The organism is Paracidovorax avenae ATCC 19860 (assembly GCF_000176855.2).
In the GTDB taxonomy this organism is placed as follows: Bacteria; Pseudomonadota; Gammaproteobacteria; order Burkholderiales; family Burkholderiaceae_C; genus Paracidovorax; species Paracidovorax avenae.
Genome location: NC_015138.1, coordinates 851,997 through 876,162, shown reverse-complemented (window position 1 = coordinate 876,162; position 24,166 = coordinate 851,997). Strand labels below are relative to the sequence as shown.

Genomic DNA, 24,166 nt, shown 5'->3' with positions numbered 1-24,166 from the left:
TGTATGCAGCCTGCGCTGAGCCCTTCATCCGCCACGACCGCACCCGACCAGACGCCCACGGCGCAAGGCACCGAGCCCGCGGCCGGCGGCCACCCGCTCTCGCATTACCAGATCATCCGCCGCAACGGCGCGGTCGTGCCGTTCGAGCCGCAGAAGATCGCCGTGGCCATGATGAAGGCCTTCCTCGCGGTGCACGGCACCCAGGGCGCGGCCTCGGCCAGCGTGCGCGAGACGGTGGACACCCTGACCCAGTCCGTGGTGCGTGCGCTCATGCGCTCGCGTCCGGGCGGCGGCACGTTCCACATCGAGGACGTGCAGGACAACGTGGAGCTGAGCCTCATGCGCGGCGGCCACCATGAAGTCGCCCGCGCCTATGTGCTCTACCGCGAGCGCCGCACCCAGGAGCGCGCGCACCAGCAGCACGACCGCCAGCCCGTGCCCTCCACGCCGGTGCTGCACGTGATCGACAACGGCCAGCGCGTGCCGCTGGACGAAGCCCGCCTGCGCGGCCTGATCGACTCCGCCTGCGCCAACCTGGGCCAGGACGTGCACGCCGCGCCCATCGTGGCCGAGACGCTGCGCAACCTGTATGACGGCGTCCCGATGGACGAGGTGTACAAGGCCTCCATCCTGGCCGCGCGCACGCTGATCGAGAAGGACCCCGACTACACCTACGCCACCGCCCGCCTGCTGCTGCACACCATCGTGCGCGAGGTGCTGGGCCAGGACGTGGTGCCCGCCGACATGGGCCCGGCCTATGCCGCCTATTTCCCGCAGTTCATCCAGAAGGGCGTGGACAACGAACTGCTCGATCCCCGCCTGCTGCAGTACGACCTGGCCCGCCTGGGCGCCGCGCTCGATGCCGGCCGCGACCAGCAGTTCGACTACCTGGGCCTGCAGACCCTGTACGACCGCTACTTCCTGCACGTGCGCAAGACCCGCATCGAGCTGCCCCAGTGCTTCTTCATGCGCGTGGCCATGGGCCTGGCGCTGAACGAGCCCGACCGCGAGGCCCGTGCCATCGAGTTCTACGAAGTGCTGTCGTCGTTCGACTTCATGTCGAGCACGCCCACGCTCTTCAACAGCGGCACGCTGCGCTCGCAACTCTCGTCCTGCTACCTGACCACGGTGCCCGACGACCTCGACGGCATCTACGAATCCATCAAGGAAAACGCCCTGCTCTCCAAGTTCGCGGGCGGCCTGGGCAACGACTGGACCCGCGTGCGTGCGCTCGGCTCGCACATCAAGGGCACGAACGGCGAATCGCAGGGCGTGGTGCCGTTCCTCAAGGTGGTGAACGACACGGCCGTGGCCGTGAACCAGGGCGGCAAGCGCAAGGGCGCCGTCTGCACCTACCTGGAAACCTGGCACCTCGACATCGAGGAGTTCCTGGAGCTGCGCAAGAACACCGGCGACGACCGCCGCCGCACACACGACATGAACACGGCCAACTGGATCCCCGACCTGTTCATGCGCCGCGTGATGGAAAAGGGCACCTGGACGCTGTTCTCGCCCTCCTCCGTGCCGGACCTGCACGACCTGTTCGGCGCCGACTTCGAGAAGGCCTACGTCGCCTACGAAGAGAAGGCCGCGCGCGGCGAGATCAAGCCTTCGCGCACCCTGCAGGCCACCGACCTGTGGCGCAAGATCCTCACGATGCTGTTCGAGACCGGCCATCCCTGGATCACGTTCAAGGACGCCTGCAACGTGCGCTCGCCCCAGCAGCACGCCGGCGTGGTGCACTCGTCCAACCTCTGCACCGAGATCACGCTCAACACCAGCGACGCCGAAACTGCCGTGTGCAACCTCGGCTCGGTCAACCTCGTGCGCCACCTGAAGGACGGCCCGAACGGCAAGGAGCTCGACCACGCCAAGCTGCGCAAGACCATCTCCACGGCCATGCGCATGCTCGACAACGTGATCGACATCAACTACTACGCGGTCGAGAAGGCGCGCAACTCCAACATGCGCCACCGCCCCGTGGGCCTGGGCCTGATGGCCTTCCAGGACAGCCTGTACGAGCTGCGCATTCCCTACGCCTCGCAGGCCGCGGTGGAATTCGCCGACCGCTCGATGGAAGCGATCTGCTACTACGCCTACTGGGCCTCCACCGAGCTCGCGCAGGAGCGCGGCAAGTACTCCAGCTACCCCGGCTCGCTGTGGGACCGCGGCATCCTGCCGATCGACACGCTCGACCTGCTGGAGAAGGCCCGCGGCGGCTACGTGGAAGTGGACCGCGCCACCAGCCTCGACTGGGACGCGCTGCGCCAGAAGATCGCCCGCGACGGCATGCGCAACTCCAACTGCGTGGCCATCGCCCCCACGGCCACCATCTCCAACATCGTCGGCGTGGATGCGTCGATCGAGCCGTCCTTCGGCAACCTGTCGGTCAAGTCGAACCTGTCGGGCGAGTTCACCGTCATCAACGGCTACCTCGTGCGCGACCTGAAGCGCCTGGGCCTGTGGGACGACGTGATGGTCATGGACCTCAAGCACTTCAAGGGCTCGCTGCACCCGATCGACCGCGTGCCGCAGGACGTCAAGGCGCTGTATTCCACGGCCTTCGAAGTGGCGCCCACGTGGCTGGTGGAAGCCGCATCGCGCCGCCAGAAGTGGATCGACCAGGCGCAGAGCCTGAACATCTACATGGCCGGCGCCTCCGGCAAGAAGCTCGACGAGACCTACAAGCTCGCCTGGGTGCGCGGCCTCAAGACCACGTACTACCTGCGCACGCAGAGCGCGACGCACGTCGAGATGAGCACCGTGAACACGCGCCAGCTCAACGCCGTTTCGTCGGGCAGCGACGGCGCGATGCAGGCCGCCGGCAGCGGCACCGCACGCCCCGGCGCGCTCGATGCGGCCGCCGCCGCAGCGCAATCGCAGGCCGCCGCGCTGCCTGCGACCGACGTGAAGTTCTGCGCCATCGACGACCCCACTTGCGAAGCCTGCCAGTGATGTGAATGCGCTGCGAGGAAGGTCCCTGCGCGGGACCTTCCTCGCATGTGCTCTGAAGCAACAAAAACATCGCTGCGCCACGCTGCGGCGCTTTTATTTTTGCAGCGCTGCTTTCATAATCCGACCATTGGAAGACCTATGCTGAACTGGGACGAAGAAGTCAAGCCCTCATCGCAGAAACCTCTGGACGGCGGTCTGCAAGGCCACCGTCAGGACGTGCTGCCCTCCGCGTCCTTCCAGAGCCCCGTGGCGCAACCCGCTGCCACCTCCGCGCCGGCCCAGCACCGCCGCGTGAATGCCGCCGACAAGCGCATCATCAACGGCCAGACCGACGTCAACCAGCTCGTTCCCTTCAAGTACAAGTGGGCCTGGGAAAAGTACCTCGCCACCTGTGCCAACCACTGGATGCCGCAGGAGGTCAACATGACCCGCGACATCGCGCTGTGGAAGGACCCGAACGGCCTGACCGAGGACGAGCGCCGCATCGTCAAGCGCAACCTCGGCTTCTTCGTGACCGCCGATTCGCTGGCCGCCAACAACATCGTGCTGGGCACGTACCGCCACATCACCGCGCCCGAGTGCCGCCAGTTCCTGCTGCGCCAGGCCTTCGAGGAAGCGATCCACACGCACGCCTACCAGTACATCGTCGAGTCGCTCGGCCTCGACGAGAGCGAGATCTTCAACGCCTACAACGAGGTCGATTCGATCCGCAACAAGGACGAGTTCCTGATCCCCTTCATCGAGGCGATCATGGACCCCGACTTCAAGACCGGCACGCCCGAGACCGACCAGACCCTGCTGAAGTCGCTCATCGTGTTCGCCTGCCTGATGGAAGGCCTGTTCTTCTACGTCGGCTTCACGCAGATCCTCGCGCTGGGCCGCCAGAACAAGATGACCGGCGCCGCCGAGCAGTACCAGTACATCCTGCGCGACGAGTCGATGCACTGCAACTTCGGCATCGACCTGATCAACCAGCTCAAGCTCGAGAACCCGCACCTCTGGACCGCGGAGTTCAAGGAAGAGATCAAGGGCCTGTTCATGAAGGCCGTCGAGCTGGAGTACCAGTACGCGGAAGACACCATGCCCCGCGGCGTGCTGGGCATGAACGCCTCCATGTTCAAAGGCTACCTGCGCTACATCGCCAACCGGCGCGCCACGCAGATCGGCCTGGAGGCGCTCTTCCCCAACGAAGAGAATCCCTTCCCCTGGATGAGCGAGATGATCGACCTGAAGAAGGAACGCAACTTCTTCGAGACGCGCGTCATCGAGTACCAGTCCGGCGGCGCACTGTCCTGGGATTAGTCGATCCCGTCATTCCAGGCCATGTATTTTCATTCCACGCCCCGCACCGGCAGCCCGCAAGGGCCCTGCCGCGCGGGGCGTTCCCGCGTTCATGGCGGTGGGTGCCCGAGAGCCCCCATCGCCATGGATCGCTCCCTGTCCAATGCAGGCATGGAGCGCTCTTTGCAAATCGACCCAAGGAGAAAATGATGGCAACTGCGAAGAAGACGACCGCCGCCAAGAAGGCAGCACCCGCCGCGAAGAAAGCGGCTTCCACCAAGGCAGCGACGACCGTGAAGAAGGCCGCCGCCGCACCGGCATCGGCCAAGAAGGCCGCCGCCACGACGAAGAAGGCCGCTCCGGCGAAGAAGGCTGCAGCCCCCGCCAAGAAGGCAGCTGCACCGGCAAAGAAGGCCGCAGCTCCTGCCAAGAAGGCAGCTGCACCGGCAAAGAAGGCCGCAGCTCCTGCCAAGAAGGCAGCTGCACCGGCAAAGAAGGCCGCAGCCCCCGCCAAGAAGGCAGCTGCACCGGCAAAGAAGGCCGCAGCTCCTGCCAAGAAGGCAGCTGCACCGGCAAAGAAGGCCGCAGCCCCCGCCAAGAAGGCAGCTGCACCGGCGAAGAAGGCCGCAGCCCCCGCCAAGAAGGCAGCTGCACCGGCAAAGAAGGCCGCAGCCTCCACCAAGAAGGCAGCTGCACCGGCGAAGAAGGCCACCGGCACGACCAAGGCCGCTGCACCGAAGAAGGCTGCCCCGAAAAAGGCGGCCTCCAAGGCCTCTGCCCCTGCGCCTGCACCCGCAGCACAGACCACGCTGAACCCGCAGGCCGCATGGCCCTTCCCGACGGGCACCAAGCCCTGAGCGACGACAGCAGCCAGCCGCCCCGCCCGCGGGGCTGGTCCCACCCGGTGCATGCACCGGGTTTTTTTATGCCCGCCCGGCCTCAGGCCGGCACGAAATCGAGCTGGTAGTTCTGCGGGCCGCGCTGCGCGATCTTCAGCGCCCCCAGGCGGTTGCCCAGCGCCGCGCAGCGTGCGAGCGGCCAGCCCTGCTCCAGGCCGAAGAGCAACGCGCCACGCCATGCGTCGCCGCAGCCCGTGGGGTCCACCACGCTGGCCGGCTGCACGGGCGGCACGCGCGTGGCCACTCCGTCTTCCCAGACGTCGCAGCCGTCCGCGCCCAGGGTGACCACGAGGCCGCGCACCTTGCGCGAAATCTCCGCGAAGCTCCAGCCCGTGCGCTCGCACAGCATGCGGCCTTCGTAGTCGTTCACGGTCACCCAGCTCGCCTGGCCGATGAAGCGCGCAAGCTCCTCTCCGCCGAACATCGGCAGGCCCTGGCCCGGGTCGAACACGAACGGGATGCCCGCGGCCTCGAACTGCGCCGCATGTTCGATCATGGCATCGCGGCCGTCCGGGGCGATGATGCCCAGGCGCAGGTCGGGCTCGGCGGTGATGCGCGAGCGGTGCGCGAGCATCATCGCGCCCGGGTGGAAGGCCGTGATCTGGTTGTTGTCGCGGTCGGTCATGATGAGCGCCTGCGCGGTATAGGTCTCGTCCACCCGGCCTACATGGCGCGTATCGATGCCGAGGTCCTGCAGGCGCTGCAGGTAGTCGCCGCCGTCGCTGCCCAGCATCGCCATGGGCACGGGGCGGCCGCCCAGCAGCTGGAGGCTGTAGGCGATGTTGCCCGCGCAGCCGCCGAAATCCCGCCGCAGCGACGGCACGAGGAACGACACGTTGAGGATGTGCAACTGGTCCGGCAGGATCTGCTCGGCGAAGCGACCCTCGAAGGTCATGATGGTGTCAAAGGCCAGGGAACCGCAAATCAGGGCAGCCATGGAAATCCTGTCGATAGGGATGGAAGGTCAAGGAAACGGAAACGGAAACGCAAGGCAGCGCGAATACTGCGCAGCCATGCGGACGGACGCAGGGTGCAGTCCTCATGGGTAGAAGGCGAGCAGCCGGTAACCCGCCACGCGGGCGTTGCCGGCCGCGCCCACGTTCACCGGCCATGCGCCGCCCCACTCGCCGTGGGCGGGCAGTTCCGCGGGGGCCGAGAGATCCTGCGGCAGCAGCACGCGCCGCAGGACGGGCTGCTCCTGCGCGTCGGTGAGCGTCAGCTCCAGCGCAGGCATGGCCACGGGGAAATCCGCGCGGCTGCGGATGGTGAGCGCGAGCAGGAAACCGTCCCCGCGCGCCTTGTTGAAGGAGGAGCTGTCGATGACCACGTCGGCGATGCGCCGGGGCGGGGCGATGCGGCACTGCAGCGGAGCGCACAGCACCTGCAGCAGGGGGCGCAGCGCGGGATGCTGCGCAGCCAGCCGGTCCCGCTCCTGCAGGCCGACCTGCAGCAGCAGCATTCCCAGCAGCAGCACGCCGGCCAGTCCCAGCGCGATGCGCACGGCGGGCCTGCGCCACCACGCCCTGCGCCGCGCCGCACGCATGAAGCCCGGCTCGCCGGAGGCCTGCGCGCCCTCCTCGTCCGGATCGTCATCGTCGTCGCCTTCCGCGCCCCGGCCGGACGCCGGCGCACGCGCGGAGCGCCATACCGAGGGCGGGGACAGTGGCGCCACGGCCGGCATGGCGGGCTCGGGCAGCGGCATCGCCTGGGTGGCGATGTCCACCGGGTCGGTGTCCGTATCGATGCCCTCGTGCGCCAGCTCCCGGGCGACGGCCTGCTCCGCTGCATCGTCCAGCAGGGGTTCATCTTCGTCCTGTGCAACGGGGGCAGGCTCGGAGGCGGCCTCCATGCGCCCGGGCAGGGGCATGCCACCGTGCGGCGATAGCGAGTCTTGCGCGTCCGGCTCCTCATCGTCGGGCCATCCGGACTCGCGCAGCTCCGCGAAAGGCAGTTCGTAGCCGCCCGAGTCGGACTCCTGCGGCGCGGACGAGGCGCCCGAAAGATGGGTCGGGACGGCACCGGCAGGACCGGCTTTCCCGGCGGCCTCCTCGCCAGTGGCGCTCGGCGCGGAAGGTGCCGGCACCTGGGCAGGCACGGGATCCGGCCGCGGTGCTGCGGCAGGTGCGCGCACGCGCCATGCCATGGGCGACAGCGGCTCGAGGCTCCAGCCGGGATCCACGCCATGCGCCTCCGGAGAGGCGGTTCGTGCCGACAGGAAGGCCGGCACGGCGGCCGGCGCCGATCCGGGTACGGCATCCTGCCCCACAGGACGCGGGGCCGGGGCCTGCTGCACCTGGGCCACCGGGACGCTCGGGACGGCTGGGGCGGCCGGGCCGGACACCGGAGCGGCCACCGACACGGCGGGTGCGGCTGCGGCAGGCGCCGGAACAGGCACGGGCGCGCTCCCCGGCAACGCCATGGGCGGCAACAGCTCCGCAGGCCGCGCCGGTCCCGGCAGCAGATTCGCGGAGGCGTCGAACACCTCCTTGCACTGCCCGCACCGGACCCAGCCTTCGGAAATGCGCAACTGGTCCGCGACGACCTTGAAGGTCGTGCCACAGGCGGGGCAGCGGGTGATCTGGCTCATCGACTCGGAATTGTAGGGGGCGCCCTGCGCCGCCCTGCCGGGGGCCGTCGCCTCAGCGTGCGGCGGTCATCAGGATCCAGCCGTCCTCGGCATCGCTCACCTGCAGCGGGAGCCAGGGGGCATAGGCCTCGCGCAACTCCTCGGCCTGGCGCTCCAGGATGCCCGCGAGCACCAGGTGCCCTCCCGCATCGACATGGGCGCACAGCAGCGGCGCCAGCACCTTGAGCGGCGTCGCGAGGATGTTCGCCAGCACCGTGCCGTAGCGGCCCTGCGCGGCCTCGGGCAGGCCGGCCTTCAGGGCCACGCCGTTGGCTTCGGCATTGAGCCGCGTCGATTCCACGGCGGCAGGATCGATGTCCACGGCGTCGATGTCGGTGGCACCGAATTTGGCGGCCCCGATCGCGAGGATGCCCGAGCCGCAGCCGTAGTCCAGCACCCGGCCGAAGCCGCCGCCGTGCCGGGCGATCCAGCGCAGGCACATGCGCGTGGTCGGGTGCGTGCCGGTGCCGAAAGCGAGGCCCGGATCCAGCCGGATGTGGCGCGTCGCCTGCGCCGGCAGTTCGTGCCAGGTGGGCACGATCCAGAACTCGGGTGTGATCTCCACCGGCGCGAACTGCGACTGGGTCAGGCGAACCCAGTCCTGGTCGGGCACCTCAGCCAGGCCCAGGACGCGGCAGCCGTCGAAGAAGTCCTGCACCTCCAGCAGAGCGCGCGCCTCACCGGCCGCCTCCTGCGTGGGAAACAGCGCCACCACCCGGCTGCGCTGCCAGCCGTCGCGGGGCGGCGGCATCCCGGGCTCGCCGAAGAGCGCCTGCTCCGCCTCGGTCTGCGCATCGGCGTCCTCGACCGACACGCTCAGGGCATCCAGGGCTTCGAGGGCTTCGCCCACGGATTCGATCCGCCCCTCGGGGCACAACAGGCTCAGCTCAAACATGGATGTCAATCTCCTGCAGAAACGACAATGCTGGCCCCCGTTTCCGGGCGGCCAGCATGCCAGTGACCGGCGTCGGGCCGGTGCCGGTCAGCGCTTGTGCGCGCCCAGCCACTCTTCCAGGTAATGGATGTTCGTACCCCCGGCGACGAACTTGGCATCCACCATCAGCTCGCGGTGCAGCGGGATGTTGGTATGGATGCCTTCGATCACGGTCTCGGACAGGGCCGTGCGCATGCGGGCCAGGGCCTGCTCGCGCGTGTCGCCGTGCACGATGATCTTGCCGATCATGGAGTCGTAGTTGGGCGGCACGTAGTAGTTGGTGTAGGCGTGCGAATCCACGCGCACGCCCGGGCCGCCCGGCGCGTGCCACATGGTGATGCGGCCGGGCGACGGGGTGAACTTGTAGGCGTCCTCGGCGTTCACGCGGCATTCGATGGCGTGGCCGCGGATCTCGATCTGGCGCTGGGTGAAGGGCAGCTTCTCGCCCGCGGCGACCATGATCTGCGTCTTCACGATGTCCACGCCCGTGATCCACTCGGTCACCGGGTGCTCGACCTGCACGCGCGTGTTCATCTCGATGAAGTAGAACTCGCCGTTCTCATAGAGGAACTCGAACGTGCCCGCGCCGCGGTAGCCGATCTTCTTGCACGCGGCCACGCAGCGCTCGCCTATCTTCTCGATGAGCTTGCGCGGGATGCCGGGGGCCGGCGCTTCCTCGATCACCTTCTGGTGGCGGCGCTGCATGGAGCAGTCGCGCTCGCCCAGGTAGACCGCATTGCGGTGCTTGTCCGCCAGGATCTGGATCTCGATGTGGCGCGGGTTCTGGAGGAACTTCTCCATGTACACGGCCGGGTTGCCGAACGCGGCCTGCGCCTCGGCCTTGGTCATCTGCACCGCATTCACCAGGGCGGCCTCGGTGTGCACCACGCGCATGCCGCGCCCGCCGCCGCCGCCCGCCGCCTTGATGATGACGGGGTAGCCGACGGTGCGGGCAATGCGGCGGATCTGCACCGGATCGTCGGGCAGTTCGCCATCCGAGCCCGGCACGCAAGGCACGCCCGCGCGGATCATGGCCTGCTTGGCCGACACCTTGTCGCCCATCGTGCGGATGGACTCGGGCGTGGGACCGATGAACTGGAAGCCGCTCTTTTCCACGCGCTCGGCGAAGTCGGCGTTCTCGGACAGGAAGCCGTAGCCGGGGTGGATCGCCTCGGCGTCGGTCACCTCGGCGGCCGAGATGATCGCCGGCATGTTGAGATAGGACAGCGGCGAGGGTGCGGGGCCGATGCACACGGCCTCTTCGGCCAGCTTGACGTACTTGGCGTCGCGATCGGCCTCGGAATACACCATGACGGCCTTCACGCCCAGCTCATGGCAGGCGCGCTGGATGCGCAGGGCGATTTCGCCGCGATTGGCGACAAGGATCTTTTTGAACATAGGCTTTCTCGCGGCTCATCGCTGCACGCTGACGCGTGCCAGGGCGCTTTGCTGCGCCTTGCCTGCGGCAAGAACGCCGCGATTGGCGACAAGGATCTTTTTAAACATGAAATTCCTGGTTCGCTGCAGGTCTGCGGTGGCGCAGCGAGGCTTACTCGATGACGAACAGCGGCTGCCCGTACTCCACCGCCTGGCCGTTCTCGCCGAGAATGCGCGTGACCGTGCCGGACTTGTCGGCCTCGATCTCGTTGAGGATCTTCATCGCCTCGATGATGCAGATGGTGTCGCCTTCCTTGACCTGGCTGCCCACTTCGACGAATGCCTTGGCACCGGGGCTGGAAGCGCGGTAGAACGTGCCCACCATGGGCGACTTGACGATGTGGCCGGTGGGGGCGGACGGTGCCGGCAGTTCGGCGACGGGCGCCGGTGCGGCGGCGGCCGGAGCGGGCGCCGCAGGGGCCGGAGCCGGTGCCGCCACGAATTGCTGGACGACCGCGCCGCCGCTCTTGACGATGCGGACCTTGCCTTCCGCCTCGGTAATCTCGAGCTCCGAAACGTTCGACTCGGACACGAGGTCAATCAAGGTCTTGAGTTTTCGCAAATCCATGGGGACTCCAACGCCTAAAACGAAATAGGGCGCGAATTTACCCCAATTTGACCCTTTCGACCCCTATCCGAGCGCAAATTCCATCATCTACGAATGGGTTGCACTGAAATCAACCCAGCGCGGACCATTGGCGGAGGTCATCGGCCGTGATCTGGCCCATTTTACGGTGCATGATGGTGCCATCTGCGCCCAACAGGACGGTGAAGGGAAGCCCCCCTGCCAGGTTGCCGAGGCTGCGGCCCAGGTCCGTGCCCTGCAGCCCTGCCAGCCCGATGGGGAAGTCCACCGGTACGCGGGCCAGGAACTGCCGCACGGACGAGGGCTGGTCGATCGCGAGGCCCACCACCTGCCAGCCCCTGGCCTGCTGCGTGCGATAGAAGGTATTGAGCATGGGCAGCTCTTCCACGCAGGGCGGGCACCATGTCGCCCAGAAATTCACCAGCAGCGGCCGGCCGCGGAAGGCCTGCATGTCCAGCGCCGGGCTTCCGGGCTGGGGAGCATCGAAGCGCATGCCCCAGAGCGCGGCCTCGGCCCCCGAAACGGCGGCATGCGGCTGCAAGCGCCACCACGCCAGGCCCGCACCGCCCGCTGCGGCCACGGCTGCAGCAGCGGCATACAGGGCACGGCGCCGCGGCGGGCTCGCCGGGGCGGCGTCGGAGGCGGCGGCTGGGGTTGCCGGTGTGGAATCGGTCATTCGGGGGTGTCCTCGTTATCCAGCAGCCTGCGCACGGCCCGGGCGTCGCCCCGGGGCACGCGCCCGCGCGCATCGGGGCGCAGTGCGCCGCGCAGGTCGTCCAGATCATAGACAAGCAGGTGCACGCCGACGGTCTCGCCCAGGCCGGGGGCATGGCTGGAGAGGCTGAGCGCCTCCACCGACTCGCCGTGGAAGCCGGTGACCGTGCGGGGTTCGTAATCCACATGGTGGTCGATGAGCGCGATCTCGGCGGATTTGCAGTCGTCGCAGAAGAGCTGCAGGTAGATGTCCGAGAGCCGGGTGGCCGTGCCGTACCAGACAGCCCCGCCGAGGTGCGGGCGGAACTCCGCCATGCGCTCCATCCAGACCAGGGCCAGCTCGCGCAGCGCACGCAGCTCGGCAGGCTGGGTGTCGGCGCAGAAAAGGCCGATGTACTCGCGCACGGCGTTTTCCACCAGGTCGTTGTCGGGCAGCGCGGTGCGGGCGGGCAGGCCCAGCTGCCGGACGGCCCGGCGCTTGGCCGGGCCCCATTCGAGCCCCTCCTCGACGACGAAGCGGGCTGCGGCATTGGCGATCTCGGTGGCGAGGGCGTTGGACATGGCGGCGTCTCGGTCGGGAGGGAATACCCGCATTGTGGCCCGGTGGGGCGGCGACGGGGACCCAATGCGCCCGCCTGGCGCGGGGTCTTGCCGCGGAGCCCTCGCAGCGCCAGCCAGATGCTATCGAATACATAGCATCGATACCCCACCCGCCGGAGCGTGGGGACCGAACCTTAGAATCGGCGCCCATGCATATTCACATCCTGGGCATTTGCGGAACGTTCATGGGAGGCCTGGCCGCGCTGGCGCGGGAGGCGGGCCACAAGGTCACGGGCTGCGATGCCGGGGTGTATCCGCCGATGAGCGACCAGCTGCGCGCGCTGGGGATTGAGTTGATCGAAGGCTACGGCGCCGAACAGCTGGACCTGGCACCGGACATCTTCGTGGTGGGCAACGTGGTGAGCCGCGCGCGGCTTCCCGACGGCAGCCCGAAGTTCCCGCTGATGGAAGCCATCCTGGACGCGGGCGCCCCCTACACGAGCGGCCCGCAGTGGCTGGCCGAGCACGTGCTCCAGGGGCGCCACGTGCTCGCGGTGGCGGGCACGCACGGCAAGACCACGACCACGTCCATGCTCGCCTGGATCCTCGAGTGCGCGGGCCTGCAGCCCGGCTTCCTGGTGGGCGGCGTTCCGCTGGATTTCGGTGTCTCCGCCCGGCTGGGCGCGGCGCAGCGGCCGGTGGCGCAGGACGGCCCTGCCGGCGGCGCGCCGCTCTTCGTGATCGAGGCCGACGAATACGACACGGCCTTCTTCGACAAGCGCAGCAAGTTCGTCCACTACCGCCCTCGCACCGCGGTGCTGAACAACCTCGAGTTCGACCATGCGGACATCTTCGACGACCTGGCCGCGATCGAGCGGCAGTTCCACCACCTCGTGCGCACGGTGCCGCCTTCGGGCCGGGTGGTGTTCAACGGGCTGGAGGAAAGCCTGGCACGGGTGCTGCACCAGGGCTGCTGGAGCGGCGTGGCCAGCTTCGGCGCGGCGGTGAGCGATTTCACGGCGCGCGGCGAGCCGCAGGCGTTCGACGTGCTGCGCGGCGGCCATGCCGTCGGCCGCGTGGAGTGGGAGCTGAGCGGCGTGCACAACCAGCTCAACGCGCTGGCGGCCATCGCGGCCGCGGACCATGTGGGCGTGGCGCCCGCCGAGGCCGCGGCGGCGCTGGGACGGTTCCGCAACGTCAAGCGGCGCATGGAGTTGCGCGGCACGGCCGGCGGCGTCGCGGTATATGACGACTTCGCCCACCATCCCACCGCGCTGCGCACCACGCTGGACGGGCTGCGCCGCCGTGTCGGGCCGGACGCGCGCATCCTTGCGGCCTTCGAGCCGCGCAGCAACACGATGAAGCTCGGCACGATGAAATCGCAGCTGCCCTGGGCGCTGGAAGCCGCCGACCTCGCCTTCTGCCACACCGCGGGGCTGGACTGGGATGCCGCCGAGGCGCTCGCACCGCTGGGAAGCAGGGCCTGCACGGCGGGCGACATCGCCACGCTGGTGGAGCGGATCACCGCGGCGGCGCGGCCGGGCGACCATGTGGTGTGCATGAGCAACGGCAGCTTCGGCGGCATCCACGCCCGGCTGCTCGGCGCCCTGGCGGAGCGCGCCCCTCAGTAGCTGATCGCCATCGCCGGCAGGTCGACGCGCACCACCGGCCGGGCCAGCGCCGCGGACGCCGCCGCGGCGAACCGCCGGCCCCACTCCTGCGCCAGCAGGGCCGGGCCCGCGGCCTGGGCGACGACCAGCACCTTGTCGGCCGTCAGCACCTTGCCGCTGGCGCGCAGCGGCTCGCATTCCAGGCGGACGAATTCCTCGTCGAGCCAGCGGCGCGCGATCTCGTTGGCCATGGGCGCCTCGCCTTCGAGGTCGAAGCGGAATTCCTGGCCGGGCCCGAGGAGGACGGTGACTTCGCTGCGCATGGAAAAAAGCCTTTGTGCCGGTAAGGGGGATGCCGAAAAGCTTACACGGCGGCCTCCCCCGTCCGCAACCGCCGCGGCCTCCCGGTAAACCCGGGGGTCGTGCGGACCGGCCTGGCGCAGGTCAGGCCGCCAGGGCGACGGCGGCGCGGCGGGCCTTCACGGCGTCCGACAGCTCCTGCAGCGTGCCCAGGGAATCCTCCCATCCCAGGCAGGCATCGGTGATGCTCTTGCCGTACTCGAGCGCGCAGGCATCGTCCTTGCCCGGGGTGAACTTCTGGGCGCCGGCCACGAGGTGGCTCTCGACCATCACGCCGAAGATGCTGTGGGAACCCCCGGCGATCTGGCCGGCGATGTCGCGTGCCACGTCGCGCTGCCGCTCGTGCTGCTTGCTGCTGTTGGCATGGCTGCAGTCCACCATGAGGGTCGGCGGCAGCTTGGCGGCTTCCAGGTCCTTGCAGGCGGCGGCCACGCTGTCGGCGTCGTAGTTGGGGGTCTTGCCGCCGCGCAGGATGACGTGGCAGTCGCGGTTGCCCTGCGTGTTGACGATGGCGACCTGCCCGTTCTTGTGCACGGACAGAAAATGGTGGCCCCGGCTCGCGGACTGGATGGCGTCGGTGGCGATGCGGATGTTGCCGTCCGTGCCGTTCTTGAAGCCGATGGGCGCAGACAGGCCGGATGCCAGCTCGCGGTGCACCTGGCTCTCGGTGGTGCGCGCGCCGATCGCGCCCCAGCTGATGAGGTCGCCGATGTATTGCGGGGAGATCACGTCGAGGAATTCGCTGCCGGCCGGCACGCCCAGGCGGTTGATGTCGATGAGCAGCTGGCGAGCGATGCGCAGGCCCTCGTCGATGCGGTAGCTTTCGTCGAGGTAGGGGTCGTTGATGAGGCCCTTCCATCCCACCGTGGTGCGCGGCTTCTCGAAATAGACGCGCATCACGATCTCCAGCGTGTCGGCGTACTGGGCGCGCACGGACTGCAGGCGGCGCGCGTATTCCAGGGCGGCAGCGGGATCGTGGATGGAGCACGGGCCGATCACGACCAGCAGGCGGTCGTCGCGGCGGGCCATGATGTCCTGGATGCGGTGCCGCGTGCGGGAGATGAGGGTCTCGATCGCGGTGCCCCGGATGGGGAAGAAGCGGATCAGGTGTTCGGGAGGGGGCAGCACGGTGATGTCCTTGATACGTTCGTCGTCGGTTTCGCTGGTTTTCTCGACGTGGCGGTACCAGGCATCGCTGGAAGAGGGTGCGGATTGGACAGGGGCCGTCATGGCTGCTTCCTCGTGGGGTGGTTCGAAAAGTGGGACCGGAAAAACAAAAAACCGCCGGGCTTTTCAGCTTCGGCGGTCTTCAGGGGTAGGTGCTTTCAGGGGTGGCTGCGCGCTAACCTCTCATCCGCCAGGGACAGAGAACCAAAAGGACCAAAAGTAAAACGCGCTGCGAATCGGCATATCTGCCAATGTAGCACTCTTTTTCCCGGCGCGGCACGGCAGCGCGCCACGTTGCGCAACGGCGACACGCATTGGCGGCAGCCGCACGGCCCCGGTCAGCGCGCCGTGCCGCGCCGGCGGCCCAGCCAGGCCCCGAGGCGCGACCACCAGCCGTGGGCAGGCGGGGACATGGGGCTGCTGGCGAGAAGCTCCTGCATTTCGCTCGGGCCCACGCCGCCCTGCTGGTACAGGTCGATCGCGAGCACGGCCTCGCCCAGCGCCCTCCAGGCGTCCCCTTCGAACGCGTGGAAGCGCTGCGCCTCGTCGCGGCTGCGCCGCTGCAGGGCCTCCTGCCAGGCCGCCGTGGCCCGGATCAACTGGCGCAGCGCGCTTTCATAGGCCCCGAACTCGTACAGGGCATGCCATGCGGATCCCAGGCCCGAGAGGAACAGCTGGTGCGCGCGCGCCTCGTCCAGCAACTGGCCTGCGCACTCCAGCACGGCCTGCGGATCGACCTGCCGGGCACGGCGGATCTGCACGGCCGCCTCGACCCGTGACGAGAGCGCCGTCACGGCTTCCCGGAATTGCAGGGAGTCCTCGTCCGCCACGCTCTCGCGCAGCCAGCGGCTGATATCGCCGAAAGTCTGCAGGCTGCTGGACAGCGGGGCGGGATGCGTCGCCATACAGGACCAGGGCGCGATGCGTCAGCGTTGCGGGGCCAGGCCGGCAGCGGCCATGGCCGTGCGCGCGTCCCCGAATGCATGGGGACCAGGGATGTGCGACGGGCGCAGGTGGCGGAAGCCGTGGGGCATGGGCCCAATGTAGCAAGACTGCGGCGACAGGACATGCCGGAAAACGGAACGGCACCACGCCCTGCTGCCACGGGTAAGCGGAAAACAGCTCTTCCATACGGTGCCGTCCTACCGTTGCACGGTGTATCGGGAGACGCGAATGCTTACAGGCACTTCCTAAGCTCGACAGCATCCGGGCAGAAGCCGCGGATCACGGTGCGACACGGTGACAGCGTGGCCGCCGAGTCGCCATCACCACGGTGCCCGGCGCCGTGCATACCTACCTGAGGAGTTGCCATGTCCGTCCATACCACCGCCGTCATCCACGAGGAGCGCCTCGGGGTGCCCAACGTTTCCTGGGGCGCCGTCTTCGCCGGGCTCGTCCTGTCGCTGATCGTCTATCTCGTGCTTTCCGTGCTCGGCACGGCCATCGGCGCGTCGGCGATCGACCCCATGGGCGACCGCAATCCCTTCAGCGGCTTCGGCGTGGGCGCCGGGATCTGGGCCGGGGTGACGACGCTGCTGGCCATCGCCGTCGGCGGCTTCGTGGCGGGCTATTTCGCGCGCCGCTCGGGCGCCCTGCACGGCCTGCTGGCCTGGGGCATGACGATGCTGGTGACCGTGTACCTGGTCGTCAGCGCCACGGGCACGGCCCTCAACGCAGCGGGTGGTGCAGCGAAAACCGGACTGACCACGGTGGGTGCCGTGGCCGGTGCGGGGGTTTCCGCGGCGGCTCCGGCGCTGGGCAACGTGGTCCAGCGCCAGCTCGACCAGGCCGGCATCTCGCTGGATGCGAACAGCCTGCAGGCTGAACTCGAAAAGCTGCTGCGCCAGAGCGGCAAGCCGGAACTGCAGCCCGAAAACCTGAAGAACGAGGCCCAGGCCGCCGCCAGTCAGGCCCAGGCCAGTGCCAGCAGCGCGGCGCAGGCCCCGCAGACCGCCGACGTGGATGCGAAGAGCTGGCTGGCCAGCGTGATGCAGCGCGGCGAGCGGGTGCTGAACGCCGCCGACAAGGAAGCGCTGGTGAACATCATCGTGGCGCGCACGGGCAAGTCCCGCGCCGAGGCCGAGCAGATCGCCAGCAACTACGAGCAGACCTACAACCAGGCCCGCGCCAAGCTCGAGGAAGCCAAGCAGCAGGCCGAGCAAAAGGCCCGCGAGGCCGGCGCCGAAGCCGCGAAGAACGTGGCGCGCGGCTCCTGGGGCACCCTGGTGGTGCTGCTGATCGGCGCCCTGGTCGCCGCTGGCGCCGGGGTGCTGGGCTTCCGTCGCCAGCGCCCCGTGGGCGTGGTGGTCGCGGCCTGACGCGGTCCTGCGGGGCCGCCCCGCGGCGAAGAAAAAAGCCCGGCCGGTGACGCGTTCACCGCCGGGCTTTTCGCTGCCCACGCGCACTGCGCGCCGGGCGGCAACCTGCTCTCAGGCCGTTCCGCCGACGGTCAGCCCGTCGATGCGCAGCGTGGGCTGGCCCACACCCACGGGCACGCTCTGGCCTTCCTTGCCGCAGGTGCCGACACCGCTGTCGAGCGCCATGTCGTTGCCGATCATGCTCACGCGCTTGAGGGATTCCGGGCCGCTGCCGACGATGGTGGCGCCCTTGACGGGGTAGAGGATCTTGCCGTTTTCCACCCAGTAAGCCTCGCTGGCGGAGAACACGAACTTGCCGCTCGTGATGTCCACCTGGCCGCCGCCGAAGTTGGTGGCATAGAGGCCGCGCTGGATGCTGGCCACGATCTCGGCCGGGTCCTTGTCGCCGCCCAGCATGTAGGTGTTGGTCATGCGGGGCATGGGGATGTGGGCGTAGCTTTCGCGGCGGCCGTTGCCCGTGGGGGCCACGCCCATCAGGCGGGCATTGAGCGAATCCTGGATGTAACCCCGGAGGATGCCGTCCTCGATGAGCACGTTGCGCTGGCTGGCATGGCCTTCGTCGTCCACGTTGAGCGAACCGCGGCGGTCGGCGATGGTGCCGTCGTCCAGCACCGTGACGCCCTTGGCGGCCACGCGCTGGCCGATGCGCCCGCTGAAAGCGCTCGATCCCTTGCGGTTGAAGTCGCCCTCCAGGCCGTGGCCCACGGCCTCGTGCAGCAGGATGCCGGGCCAGCCGGGGCCGAGCACCACGGTCATCTCGCCGGCGGGCGCCGGGCGGGCCTCCAGGTTGACCAGGGCCGCGTTCACGGCCTCGTCCACGTAGCGGCCGATCTGCCCGTCGTCGAAGTAGGCCAGGCCGAAGCGGCCGCCGCCGCCGGCGGAGCCCATCTCGCGGCGGCCGCCCTGCTCGGCGATCACGGTCAGGGACAGGCGCACCAGGGGGCGCACGTCGGCCGCGAGCGTGCCGTCGGCACGCGCCACCAGCACCACGTCGTATTCGCTCGCCAGGCCGGCCATGACCTGCGCCACGCGCGGGTCCTTGGCGCGGGCGCGCTGCTCCACCTTTTCGAGCAGCGCCACCTTGGCCGTGCTGTCGAGCGTGGTGATCGGGTCGAGGTCGGGATAGAGGGAGCGGCTGGCCGCGACCTTGCGCGCGGCGACCTTCGCGCGGCCCTGCTGCGCCGCCGCGGCGATGGAGCGCACCGTGTGCGCCGCGTCGCGCAGCGAGGCCTCGGAGATGTCGTCCGAATAGGCGAACGCCGTCTTCTCGCCGCTCACGGCCCGCACGCCCACGCCCTGGTCGATGCTGAAAGAGCCGGTCTTGACGATGCCTTCTTCCAGGCTCCAGCCCTCGCTGCGGGTGTACTGGAAGTAGAGGTCGGCGTCGTCCACCCGGTGGGCCCGGATGTCCGACAGCGCGCGCGCCAGGTGGGTTTCGTCCAGCCCGAAGGGTTCCAGCAGCAGCTGGCGGGCGATGGACAGGCGTTCGATGGTCGGTTCGCGGGAGATCATGCGGGGATTCTAGAAGGGCCCGCCGCCGCCCGTCCGCGGCAGCGCCACACCCCGCATGCCGTCGTGGCCTCTCGGGACCTGTCCGGGGCCGGGGTGCAGCGCCGGCCTGCAAGAATGCACGGTCAGCCCTTTCCCTGCTTCAACCATCCGGCACAGCCCAGGAGACCGCCGCCCATGTCCGACCGCTCCACCCTTCCCACGATCCGCGAACTCGCCCGCTCCCTGGCCGAGGGCGCCACGACGAGCGAGGCCCTGGTGGAGGCGGCACTGGAGCGCATCGCGGCGCACCGTGCCGGCGGAGGTGCCGCCTATGTCGGCGAAGTGGATGCGCTGGCCGCGCGGCTGGCGGCCCGGGCGAGCGACCTGGCCCGTGCCGCGGGCCACGTGCCCTCCCCGCTCGCCGGGCTGCCGGTATCGGTCAAGGACCTGTTCGACGTGCGGGGTCAGGTGACGCGCGCCGGCTCCGCCGTGCTGGCGGATACCGGGCCTGCCGCGCACGACGCGGTCGCCGTGGCCCGGTTGCGCGCCGCGGGGGCCGTCCTGCTGGGCCGCACCAACATGAGCGAGTTCGCCTTTTCCGGCCTGGGCCTCAATCCCCACCACGGCACGCCGGCGAACCCGCGGGATGCCGGCCGCGTCACCGGCGGATCGAGCTCCGGCGCGGCGGCCACGGTGGCACTGGACCTGGCCGCCGCGGCGCTGGGCACGGACACGGGCGGATCCATCCGCATTCCGTCGGCGTTCTGCGGGCTCACGGGCTTCAAGCCGACGGCGCGGCGGGTGCCGCTCGCGGGCGCATACCCGCTCTCGCGCAGCCTCGACTCCATCGGCCCGCTGGCGCGCAGCGTGGATTGCTGCGCGATCCTGGACGCGGTGCTGTCGGGCGAGGGAAGCGACGCCGACCCTGCCGGTGCCCGGCCCCTGGCCGGGATGCGGCTGGGGGTGGTGCAGGATTTGGTCATGGACGGCCTGGAGCCCGAGGTGGCCGCCGCGTTCGAGAGCGCGCTGCGCCGGCTTTCCGCGGCGGGGGCACGCATCGAACGGGTGGCCTTCCCGGAGCTGCACGCGCTGCCGCGCATCAACGCGGCGGGCGGGCTGATCGCGGCGGAGGCCTGGCAGGTGCACCGCGCACGCCTCGTGGACGCCTCTACGGCGGCCCGCTACGACCCGCGCGTGGCGCAGCGGACCCGGCGGGGGGAGTCCATACTGGCCGCGGATTACATCGATGTGCAGGATGCCCGCGCCCGGCTGCAGGCCGCCGCTCAGGAGCGCCTGGGCCACCTGGACGCCTGGCTGATGCCCACGGTGGCGGTGCGCGCGCCGCTGCGCGGACCGCTGGAACAGGACGACGCCCGGTTCTTCGCCACCAACGCCCTGGTGCTGCGCAACACGTCGGTGATCAATTTCCTGGACGGATGCGCGCTGTCGCTGCCCTGCGAGGCCCCGGGCGAACTGCCGGTGGGGCTGTCGGTGTCGGGGCTGCACGGCGCGGATGCCCGCATCCTGCAGGTGGGCCGCGCCGTGGAAGCCTGCCTGCGCGCGGCCTGAGAGCCGCGGGCCGCCAGCCTCAGGCCGGGGCCAGCGGCTGCCGCTGCGCGCGGGCGATGGACATCAGCACGCCCAGCGCCAGCCCCAGCGTGACCATGGCCGTGCCGCCGTAGCTCACGAAGGGCAGCGGCACGCCCACCACGGGCAGGATGCCGCTCACCATGCCCATGTTCACGAAGGCATAGGTGAAGAAGATCATCGACACGGCGCCGGCCATCAGCCGCGAGAAGAGCGTGGTCGCGCCCAGGGCGATGGCCAGCCCGCGCCAGACGAGCAGCAGCATGCAGAAGATCAGGAACAGGTTGCCCACCAGGCCGAACTCCTCGGAATAGGCCGCGAAGATGAAGTCGGTGGTGCGCTCGGGGATGAATTCCAGGTGGGTCTGCGTGCCGGCCATGAAGCCCTTGCCCCAGACACCGCCCGAGCCGATGGCGATCATGCCCTGGATGATGTGGAAGCCCTTGCCCAGCGGATCGCGCGTGGGATCGAGCAGCGTGCAGATGCGCTGCTGCTGGTAGTCGTGCAGCACCGGCCAGCGCATGCCGTCCGCGCACAACTGCGGCTCGAACCACACGATGAGGGCGATGCCGATGCCGCCGAGGATCACCGGGGGCAGCACCAGCTTCCAGGGCAGTCCCGCGAAGAAGATGACCGACAGCCCGGCCGCCAGCACCAGCAGCGAGGTGCCCAGGTCGGGCTGCTTCATGATGAGGCCCACGGGCACGGCGAGCAGCACGCCGGCCACCGCGAAATCCAGCGGACGCAGTTGTCCCTCGCGCTTCTGGAACCACCAGGCCAGCATGAGCGGCATGGCGATCTTGAGGATCTCGCTCGGCTGGATCACGATGCCCACGTTGATCCAGCGCTGGGCTCCCTTCTTGATGATGCCGAACATCGCCACCGCCACCAGCAGGGCGACGCCCGCCGCGTAGAGCGGCACCGCCAGGGCCATGAGGCGCTGCGGGGGGATCTGCGCGACGGCGAAGAGGATGCCCGCCGCCAGGACCATGTTGCGGCCGTGGTCGTAGAAGCGGGTGCCGTGGTCGTAGCCCGAGGAATACATGGCCACCAGCCCGATCGACGACAGCAGCAGCAGCACCGCGATGAGCGGCCAGTCGAAGCCCCGGAACAGGGGCAGGATGCGCTGCGGCAGGGAAGGCTTGTCGAAAACGGCGGACATGGGGCGCCATTATCGGCGGCCGCCCCGCGGGAGCCGGCCGGCGGCACAATGCCCGGTACGCCCCGGGGCCCTCCCGCCCCCACCGACCGCTCCGCGCACTTTCCCATCCGACGTCCCATGCCGCACGCCACCACCCACCTGCTCTACCTGCACGGTTTCCGTTCGTCCCCCCGCTCGGCCAAGGCGCAGCAGATGGCGCAATGGATGGCGGCACACCGGCCGGACGCGCACTTCTGGTGCCCGCAGTTGCCCCCGTCGCCCCGGGAGGCGATGGCGCTGGTCGCACAGGGCATCGCGGACTGGCCCGCGCAGCGCATGGCCGTGGTGGGCTCCTCGCTGGGCGGGTTCTACGCGAGCTGGGTGGCCCAGCAGAAACCGGGCTGCACGAGCGTGGTGCTGAACCCGGCGGTGGACCCGGCCCGGGACCTGGAGCGCTACATCGGCGAGCAGACGGCGTGGCACGACCCCGCGGAGCACTTCTATTTCCGCCCGGAATACATCGCCGAACTCCGGGCGCTGGACGTGCGGGGCCTTCCCCCGGCCGGCCGGAAGCTGGCCATCATCGCCAAGGGCGACGAGCTGCTGGACTGGCGTGAAATGGCGGCCCGCCATGCCGGCGCGCAGGTGCGGCTGCTCGAAGGGGGCGACCACGCGCTGAGCACGTTCCCGGACCACCTCGGCGAAGTGGTGGCGTTCTGCGGCCTGGTGGAATAGTCCACCCGCCGGGCCAACTGCATCCGCCGTCCGGGATCAGCGCAGGGGACGGCTCGGCCGCGGCCCGAGAAGGCCCGGCCGCGGTCCGGAAGGGCTCGTCGCCGGCTGAACGGCAGCAGCCGGCGCCGGCCGCTTGGCCAGCCAGCTGGCATATTCCTGCGGATACACATCGCGGTAGCGCCGCGTATGGAAGTCGGCCTCGCCGTCCAGGCCGAGCCGTGTGGCGCTGTCGATGAGCGCCTCGATGACGCGGGGCTCGGGCGAGTAATGCAGCAACCGGCTGGCGAGGGCGTGCACGCGTGCCGCGTTGTGCCGCGTGGGCTGCAGGGTGGTGAGCACGGCGAAATCCAGGGTGTCGCGGAAGAAGACGGTGGAGTCGGCGACGCGCCGCGCGGTGTCGTCCCGGAAGGCGGGATCGCGCTGGTCCACGGCCAGGTAGAGCTGCGAGACGCGGTGGTAGTCGCGCACCAGCAGCGCGATGCCGGCCAGCCAGAGGCCCGCCGCCAGCCCGGCGGCGCACAACAGCGGGACGCGCAGGGCCGCGCGCGCCGGCATCCGCCAGCAGCGGGGCCACAGCAGCGCGAGCGCGCAGACGGTCACCAGCTGGAACGGCCCGTACCAGAGCGGAAATTCCAGCAGGCTGTGCACGCCGACGATGGCCAGCAGCCCCCAGGCGAGCTGCCGGGCCGGGTCGGTTTCCCGCCAGGGCCGCGCGCGCCACACGAGCCAGAGCGCCAGGCCGCAGGCGGCCAGGGCGAACGGCAGGCCCAGCTCCACGGCCAGGTGCAGCGGCAGGTCGTGGGCGTTGTCCACCAGCAGGCAGAAGCGCTTGCCGGGGTACTGGGTGATGTAGTGGGCGTAGGAGAGTTCTCCCCATCCCCAGCCCGTCCAGGGCCGCTGGGCGATCAGGTGCAGCACGTTCGACCAGAGCACGCGGCGGTTGTCGCAGGCATGCTCGGGCGCCGACAGGCGTGCGAACAGGCCGTCCATGGCGAAGCCTGTCCAGCGCTCCAGCAGGATGGGCAGCAGCCCGGAGAACAGGGCATAGAGCGCGATGCCCGCCATGCCGAGGGCCAGGGCCGGTGCGCCCAGGGAGCGGCGCCAGAGCAGCAGCAGGACCAGCATGCAGCCCCATTCCAGTGCCCCGGTGCGCGATGCCGTGGCCGCCGCGCCGGCCGCGAGCAGCGCGAGCGCCCAGAAGGCGAGCAGTGCCAGCGCCACGGAGGCGGGCCGCAGGCGCCGGGCCTCGCCACCCTGCGGTGCCTGGTGGGTGCGCGCCACCCACCAGGCGAGCGCCCAGGCGCCCATGCACAGCAGCGTGGCCTGCTGGTTGCGCTGGCGCAGGTTGCCCATGGCGACACCGTGCGTGGAAGGATAGATCCAGGGCGCCCAGCCGGGATCGCCCCAGAAGAACTGGGCCAGGCCGATGGCGGCACCCAGCAGGCCGGCAAGCAGCATGCCGGCCGCCACCGTCCGGGCCGCCCCCTGGCGCAGGGCGTCGCCCGCTGCGCCGGCCGGCTGGCGCGACCAGGCGGCGACCAGGGCGGCCGCCACCGTGAAGGCGCACAGTCCGGAAACGGCCAGGGGCCAGAAGTTGGACAGCGGCGGGGTCGTGTGCCCGTACAGGAAGGGCAGCGCGATGGCCACGGCGGCGCTGCAGGCGAGCAGGGGCGAAAGCCAGGGGGATTGCGCGGGCGCGGTCATCGGATGGGAGGGACGCGGAAG

General features: G+C 69.8%; 20 protein-coding genes. 7 read left to right on the top strand and 13 right to left on the bottom strand.

Going from position 1 to position 24,166, the window contains the following annotated elements; all coding sequences use genetic code 11:
• Nucleotides 1–3 precede the first annotated feature (3 nt).
• From ACAV_RS03870 to ACAV_RS03860, 3 genes are all read left to right on the top strand, one after another.
• Nucleotides 4–2,955, top strand: coding sequence for a ribonucleoside-diphosphate reductase subunit alpha (locus tag ACAV_RS03870; protein ID WP_013593269.1), 2,952 nt, complete (start codon nucleotides 4–6; stop codon nucleotides 2,953–2,955).
• Between the two features lie 138 nt (nucleotides 2,956–3,093).
• Nucleotides 3,094–4,257 (top strand): ribonucleotide-diphosphate reductase subunit beta, encoded by a 1,164-nt coding sequence (locus ACAV_RS03865; RefSeq protein ID WP_013593268.1) that lies wholly within the window; start codon nucleotides 3,094–3,096, stop codon nucleotides 4,255–4,257.
• 188 nt (nucleotides 4,258–4,445) lie between these two features.
• Nucleotides 4,446–5,093, top strand: coding sequence for a hypothetical protein (locus ACAV_RS03860; RefSeq protein WP_013593267.1), 648 nt, complete (start codon nucleotides 4,446–4,448; stop codon nucleotides 5,091–5,093).
• Between the two features lie 82 nt (nucleotides 5,094–5,175).
• Here ACAV_RS03860 and ACAV_RS03855 read toward each other — a convergent pair whose 3' ends face one another.
• From ACAV_RS03855 to ACAV_RS03825, 7 genes are all read right to left on the bottom strand, one after another.
• The gene (locus ACAV_RS03855; protein WP_013593266.1) at nucleotides 5,176–6,072 is read right to left on the bottom strand and encodes a carbohydrate kinase family protein; all 897 of its coding nucleotides are present in this window, start codon (nucleotides 6,070–6,072) and stop codon (nucleotides 5,176–5,178) included.
• 102 nt (nucleotides 6,073–6,174) lie between these two features.
• Complete coding sequence (locus ACAV_RS03850) at nucleotides 6,175–7,722, bottom strand: DUF3426 domain-containing protein (RefSeq protein ID WP_013593265.1); 1,548 nt, start codon at nucleotides 7,720–7,722, stop codon at nucleotides 6,175–6,177.
• A gap of 52 nt (nucleotides 7,723–7,774) precedes the next feature.
• Nucleotides 7,775–8,656, bottom strand: a complete 882-nt coding sequence (prmA, locus tag ACAV_RS03845) for a 50S ribosomal protein L11 methyltransferase (RefSeq protein ID WP_013593264.1) — start codon at nucleotides 8,654–8,656, stop codon at nucleotides 7,775–7,777.
• Between the two features lie 87 nt (nucleotides 8,657–8,743).
• On the bottom strand, nucleotides 8,744–10,093 hold the full coding sequence (accC, locus tag ACAV_RS03840) for an acetyl-CoA carboxylase biotin carboxylase subunit (RefSeq protein ID WP_013593263.1): 1,350 nt from the start codon (nucleotides 10,091–10,093) through the stop codon (nucleotides 8,744–8,746).
• Between the two features lie 151 nt (nucleotides 10,094–10,244).
• Complete coding sequence (gene accB / locus ACAV_RS03835; protein ID WP_011794013.1) at nucleotides 10,245–10,700, bottom strand: acetyl-CoA carboxylase biotin carboxyl carrier protein; 456 nt, start codon at nucleotides 10,698–10,700, stop codon at nucleotides 10,245–10,247.
• Nucleotides 10,701–10,809: 109 nt separating this feature from the next.
• Nucleotides 10,810–11,394, bottom strand: a complete 585-nt coding sequence (locus ACAV_RS03830) for a TlpA family protein disulfide reductase (protein ID WP_013593261.1) — start codon at nucleotides 11,392–11,394, stop codon at nucleotides 10,810–10,812.
• On the bottom strand, nucleotides 11,391–11,993 hold the full coding sequence (locus ACAV_RS03825; protein ID WP_013593260.1) for a hypothetical protein: 603 nt from the start codon (nucleotides 11,991–11,993) through the stop codon (nucleotides 11,391–11,393). Before ACAV_RS03825 ends, ACAV_RS03830 begins: the two co-directional genes overlap by 4 nt.
• A 188-nt stretch (nucleotides 11,994–12,181) precedes the next feature.
• Here ACAV_RS03825 and mpl point away from each other — a divergent pair, with 188 nt between their 5' ends.
• Entirely contained in the window at nucleotides 12,182–13,603 is a 1,422-nt protein-coding gene (gene mpl / locus ACAV_RS03820; protein ID WP_013593259.1) for a UDP-N-acetylmuramate:L-alanyl-gamma-D-glutamyl-meso-diaminopimelate ligase, read from the top strand.
• Here mpl and ACAV_RS03815 read toward each other — a convergent pair.
• The 3 genes from ACAV_RS03815 to ACAV_RS03805 all read right to left on the bottom strand — a co-directional run bounded on the left by ACAV_RS03815 (nucleotide 13,597) and on the right by ACAV_RS03805 (nucleotide 16,014).
• Nucleotides 13,597–13,905 carry a hypothetical protein gene (locus ACAV_RS03815; RefSeq protein WP_013593258.1) on the bottom strand — a complete coding sequence of 103 codons (309 nt, stop codon included), beginning with the start codon at nucleotides 13,903–13,905 and terminating at the stop codon, nucleotides 13,597–13,599. The genes mpl and ACAV_RS03815 overlap by 7 nt on opposite strands.
• A 121-nt stretch (nucleotides 13,906–14,026) precedes the next feature.
• Complete coding sequence (locus tag ACAV_RS03810; protein WP_013593257.1) at nucleotides 14,027–15,172, bottom strand: 3-deoxy-7-phosphoheptulonate synthase; 1,146 nt, start codon at nucleotides 15,170–15,172, stop codon at nucleotides 14,027–14,029.
• A gap of 275 nt (nucleotides 15,173–15,447) precedes the next feature.
• Nucleotides 15,448–16,014 carry a hypothetical protein gene (locus tag ACAV_RS03805; RefSeq protein ID WP_013593256.1) on the bottom strand — a complete coding sequence of 189 codons (567 nt, stop codon included), beginning with the start codon at nucleotides 16,012–16,014 and terminating at the stop codon, nucleotides 15,448–15,450.
• A gap of 405 nt (nucleotides 16,015–16,419) precedes the next feature.
• Here ACAV_RS03805 and ACAV_RS03800 point away from each other — a divergent pair, with 405 nt between their 5' ends.
• Complete coding sequence (locus ACAV_RS03800; RefSeq protein WP_013593255.1) at nucleotides 16,420–17,427, top strand: hypothetical protein; 1,008 nt, start codon at nucleotides 16,420–16,422, stop codon at nucleotides 17,425–17,427.
• A gap of 111 nt (nucleotides 17,428–17,538) precedes the next feature.
• On the opposite strand, the gene tldD is transcribed toward ACAV_RS03800, so the two are convergent.
• A complete protein-coding gene (gene tldD, locus ACAV_RS03795; RefSeq protein ID WP_013593254.1) occupies nucleotides 17,539–18,999 on the bottom strand; it encodes a metalloprotease TldD in 1,461 nt (486 codons plus the stop codon).
• 174 nt (nucleotides 19,000–19,173) lie between these two features.
• On the opposite strand from tldD, the gene ACAV_RS03790 reads away from it, so the two are divergent.
• Nucleotides 19,174–20,547 (top strand): amidase, encoded by a 1,374-nt coding sequence (locus tag ACAV_RS03790; RefSeq protein ID WP_013593253.1) that lies wholly within the window; start codon nucleotides 19,174–19,176, stop codon nucleotides 20,545–20,547.
• 19 nt (nucleotides 20,548–20,566) lie between these two features.
• Here the strand turns inward: ACAV_RS03790 and rodA are convergent, their stop codons facing one another.
• A complete protein-coding gene (rodA, locus tag ACAV_RS03785; protein ID WP_013593252.1) occupies nucleotides 20,567–21,727 on the bottom strand; it encodes a rod shape-determining protein RodA in 1,161 nt (386 codons plus the stop codon).
• 117 nt (nucleotides 21,728–21,844) lie between these two features.
• On the opposite strand from rodA, the gene ACAV_RS03780 reads away from it, so the two are divergent.
• Nucleotides 21,845–22,441 carry a YqiA/YcfP family alpha/beta fold hydrolase gene (locus ACAV_RS03780; protein ID WP_013593251.1) on the top strand — a complete coding sequence of 199 codons (597 nt, stop codon included), beginning with the start codon at nucleotides 21,845–21,847 and terminating at the stop codon, nucleotides 22,439–22,441.
• A 36-nt stretch (nucleotides 22,442–22,477) separates the two neighbouring features.
• Here ACAV_RS03780 and ACAV_RS03775 read toward each other — a convergent pair whose 3' ends face one another.
• Nucleotides 22,478–24,145: a Wzy polymerase domain-containing protein gene (locus ACAV_RS03775; RefSeq protein ID WP_013593250.1), complete on the bottom strand. Its 1,668-nt coding sequence runs from the start codon at nucleotides 24,143–24,145 to the stop codon at nucleotides 22,478–22,480.
• Nucleotides 24,146–24,166 lie beyond the last annotated feature (21 nt).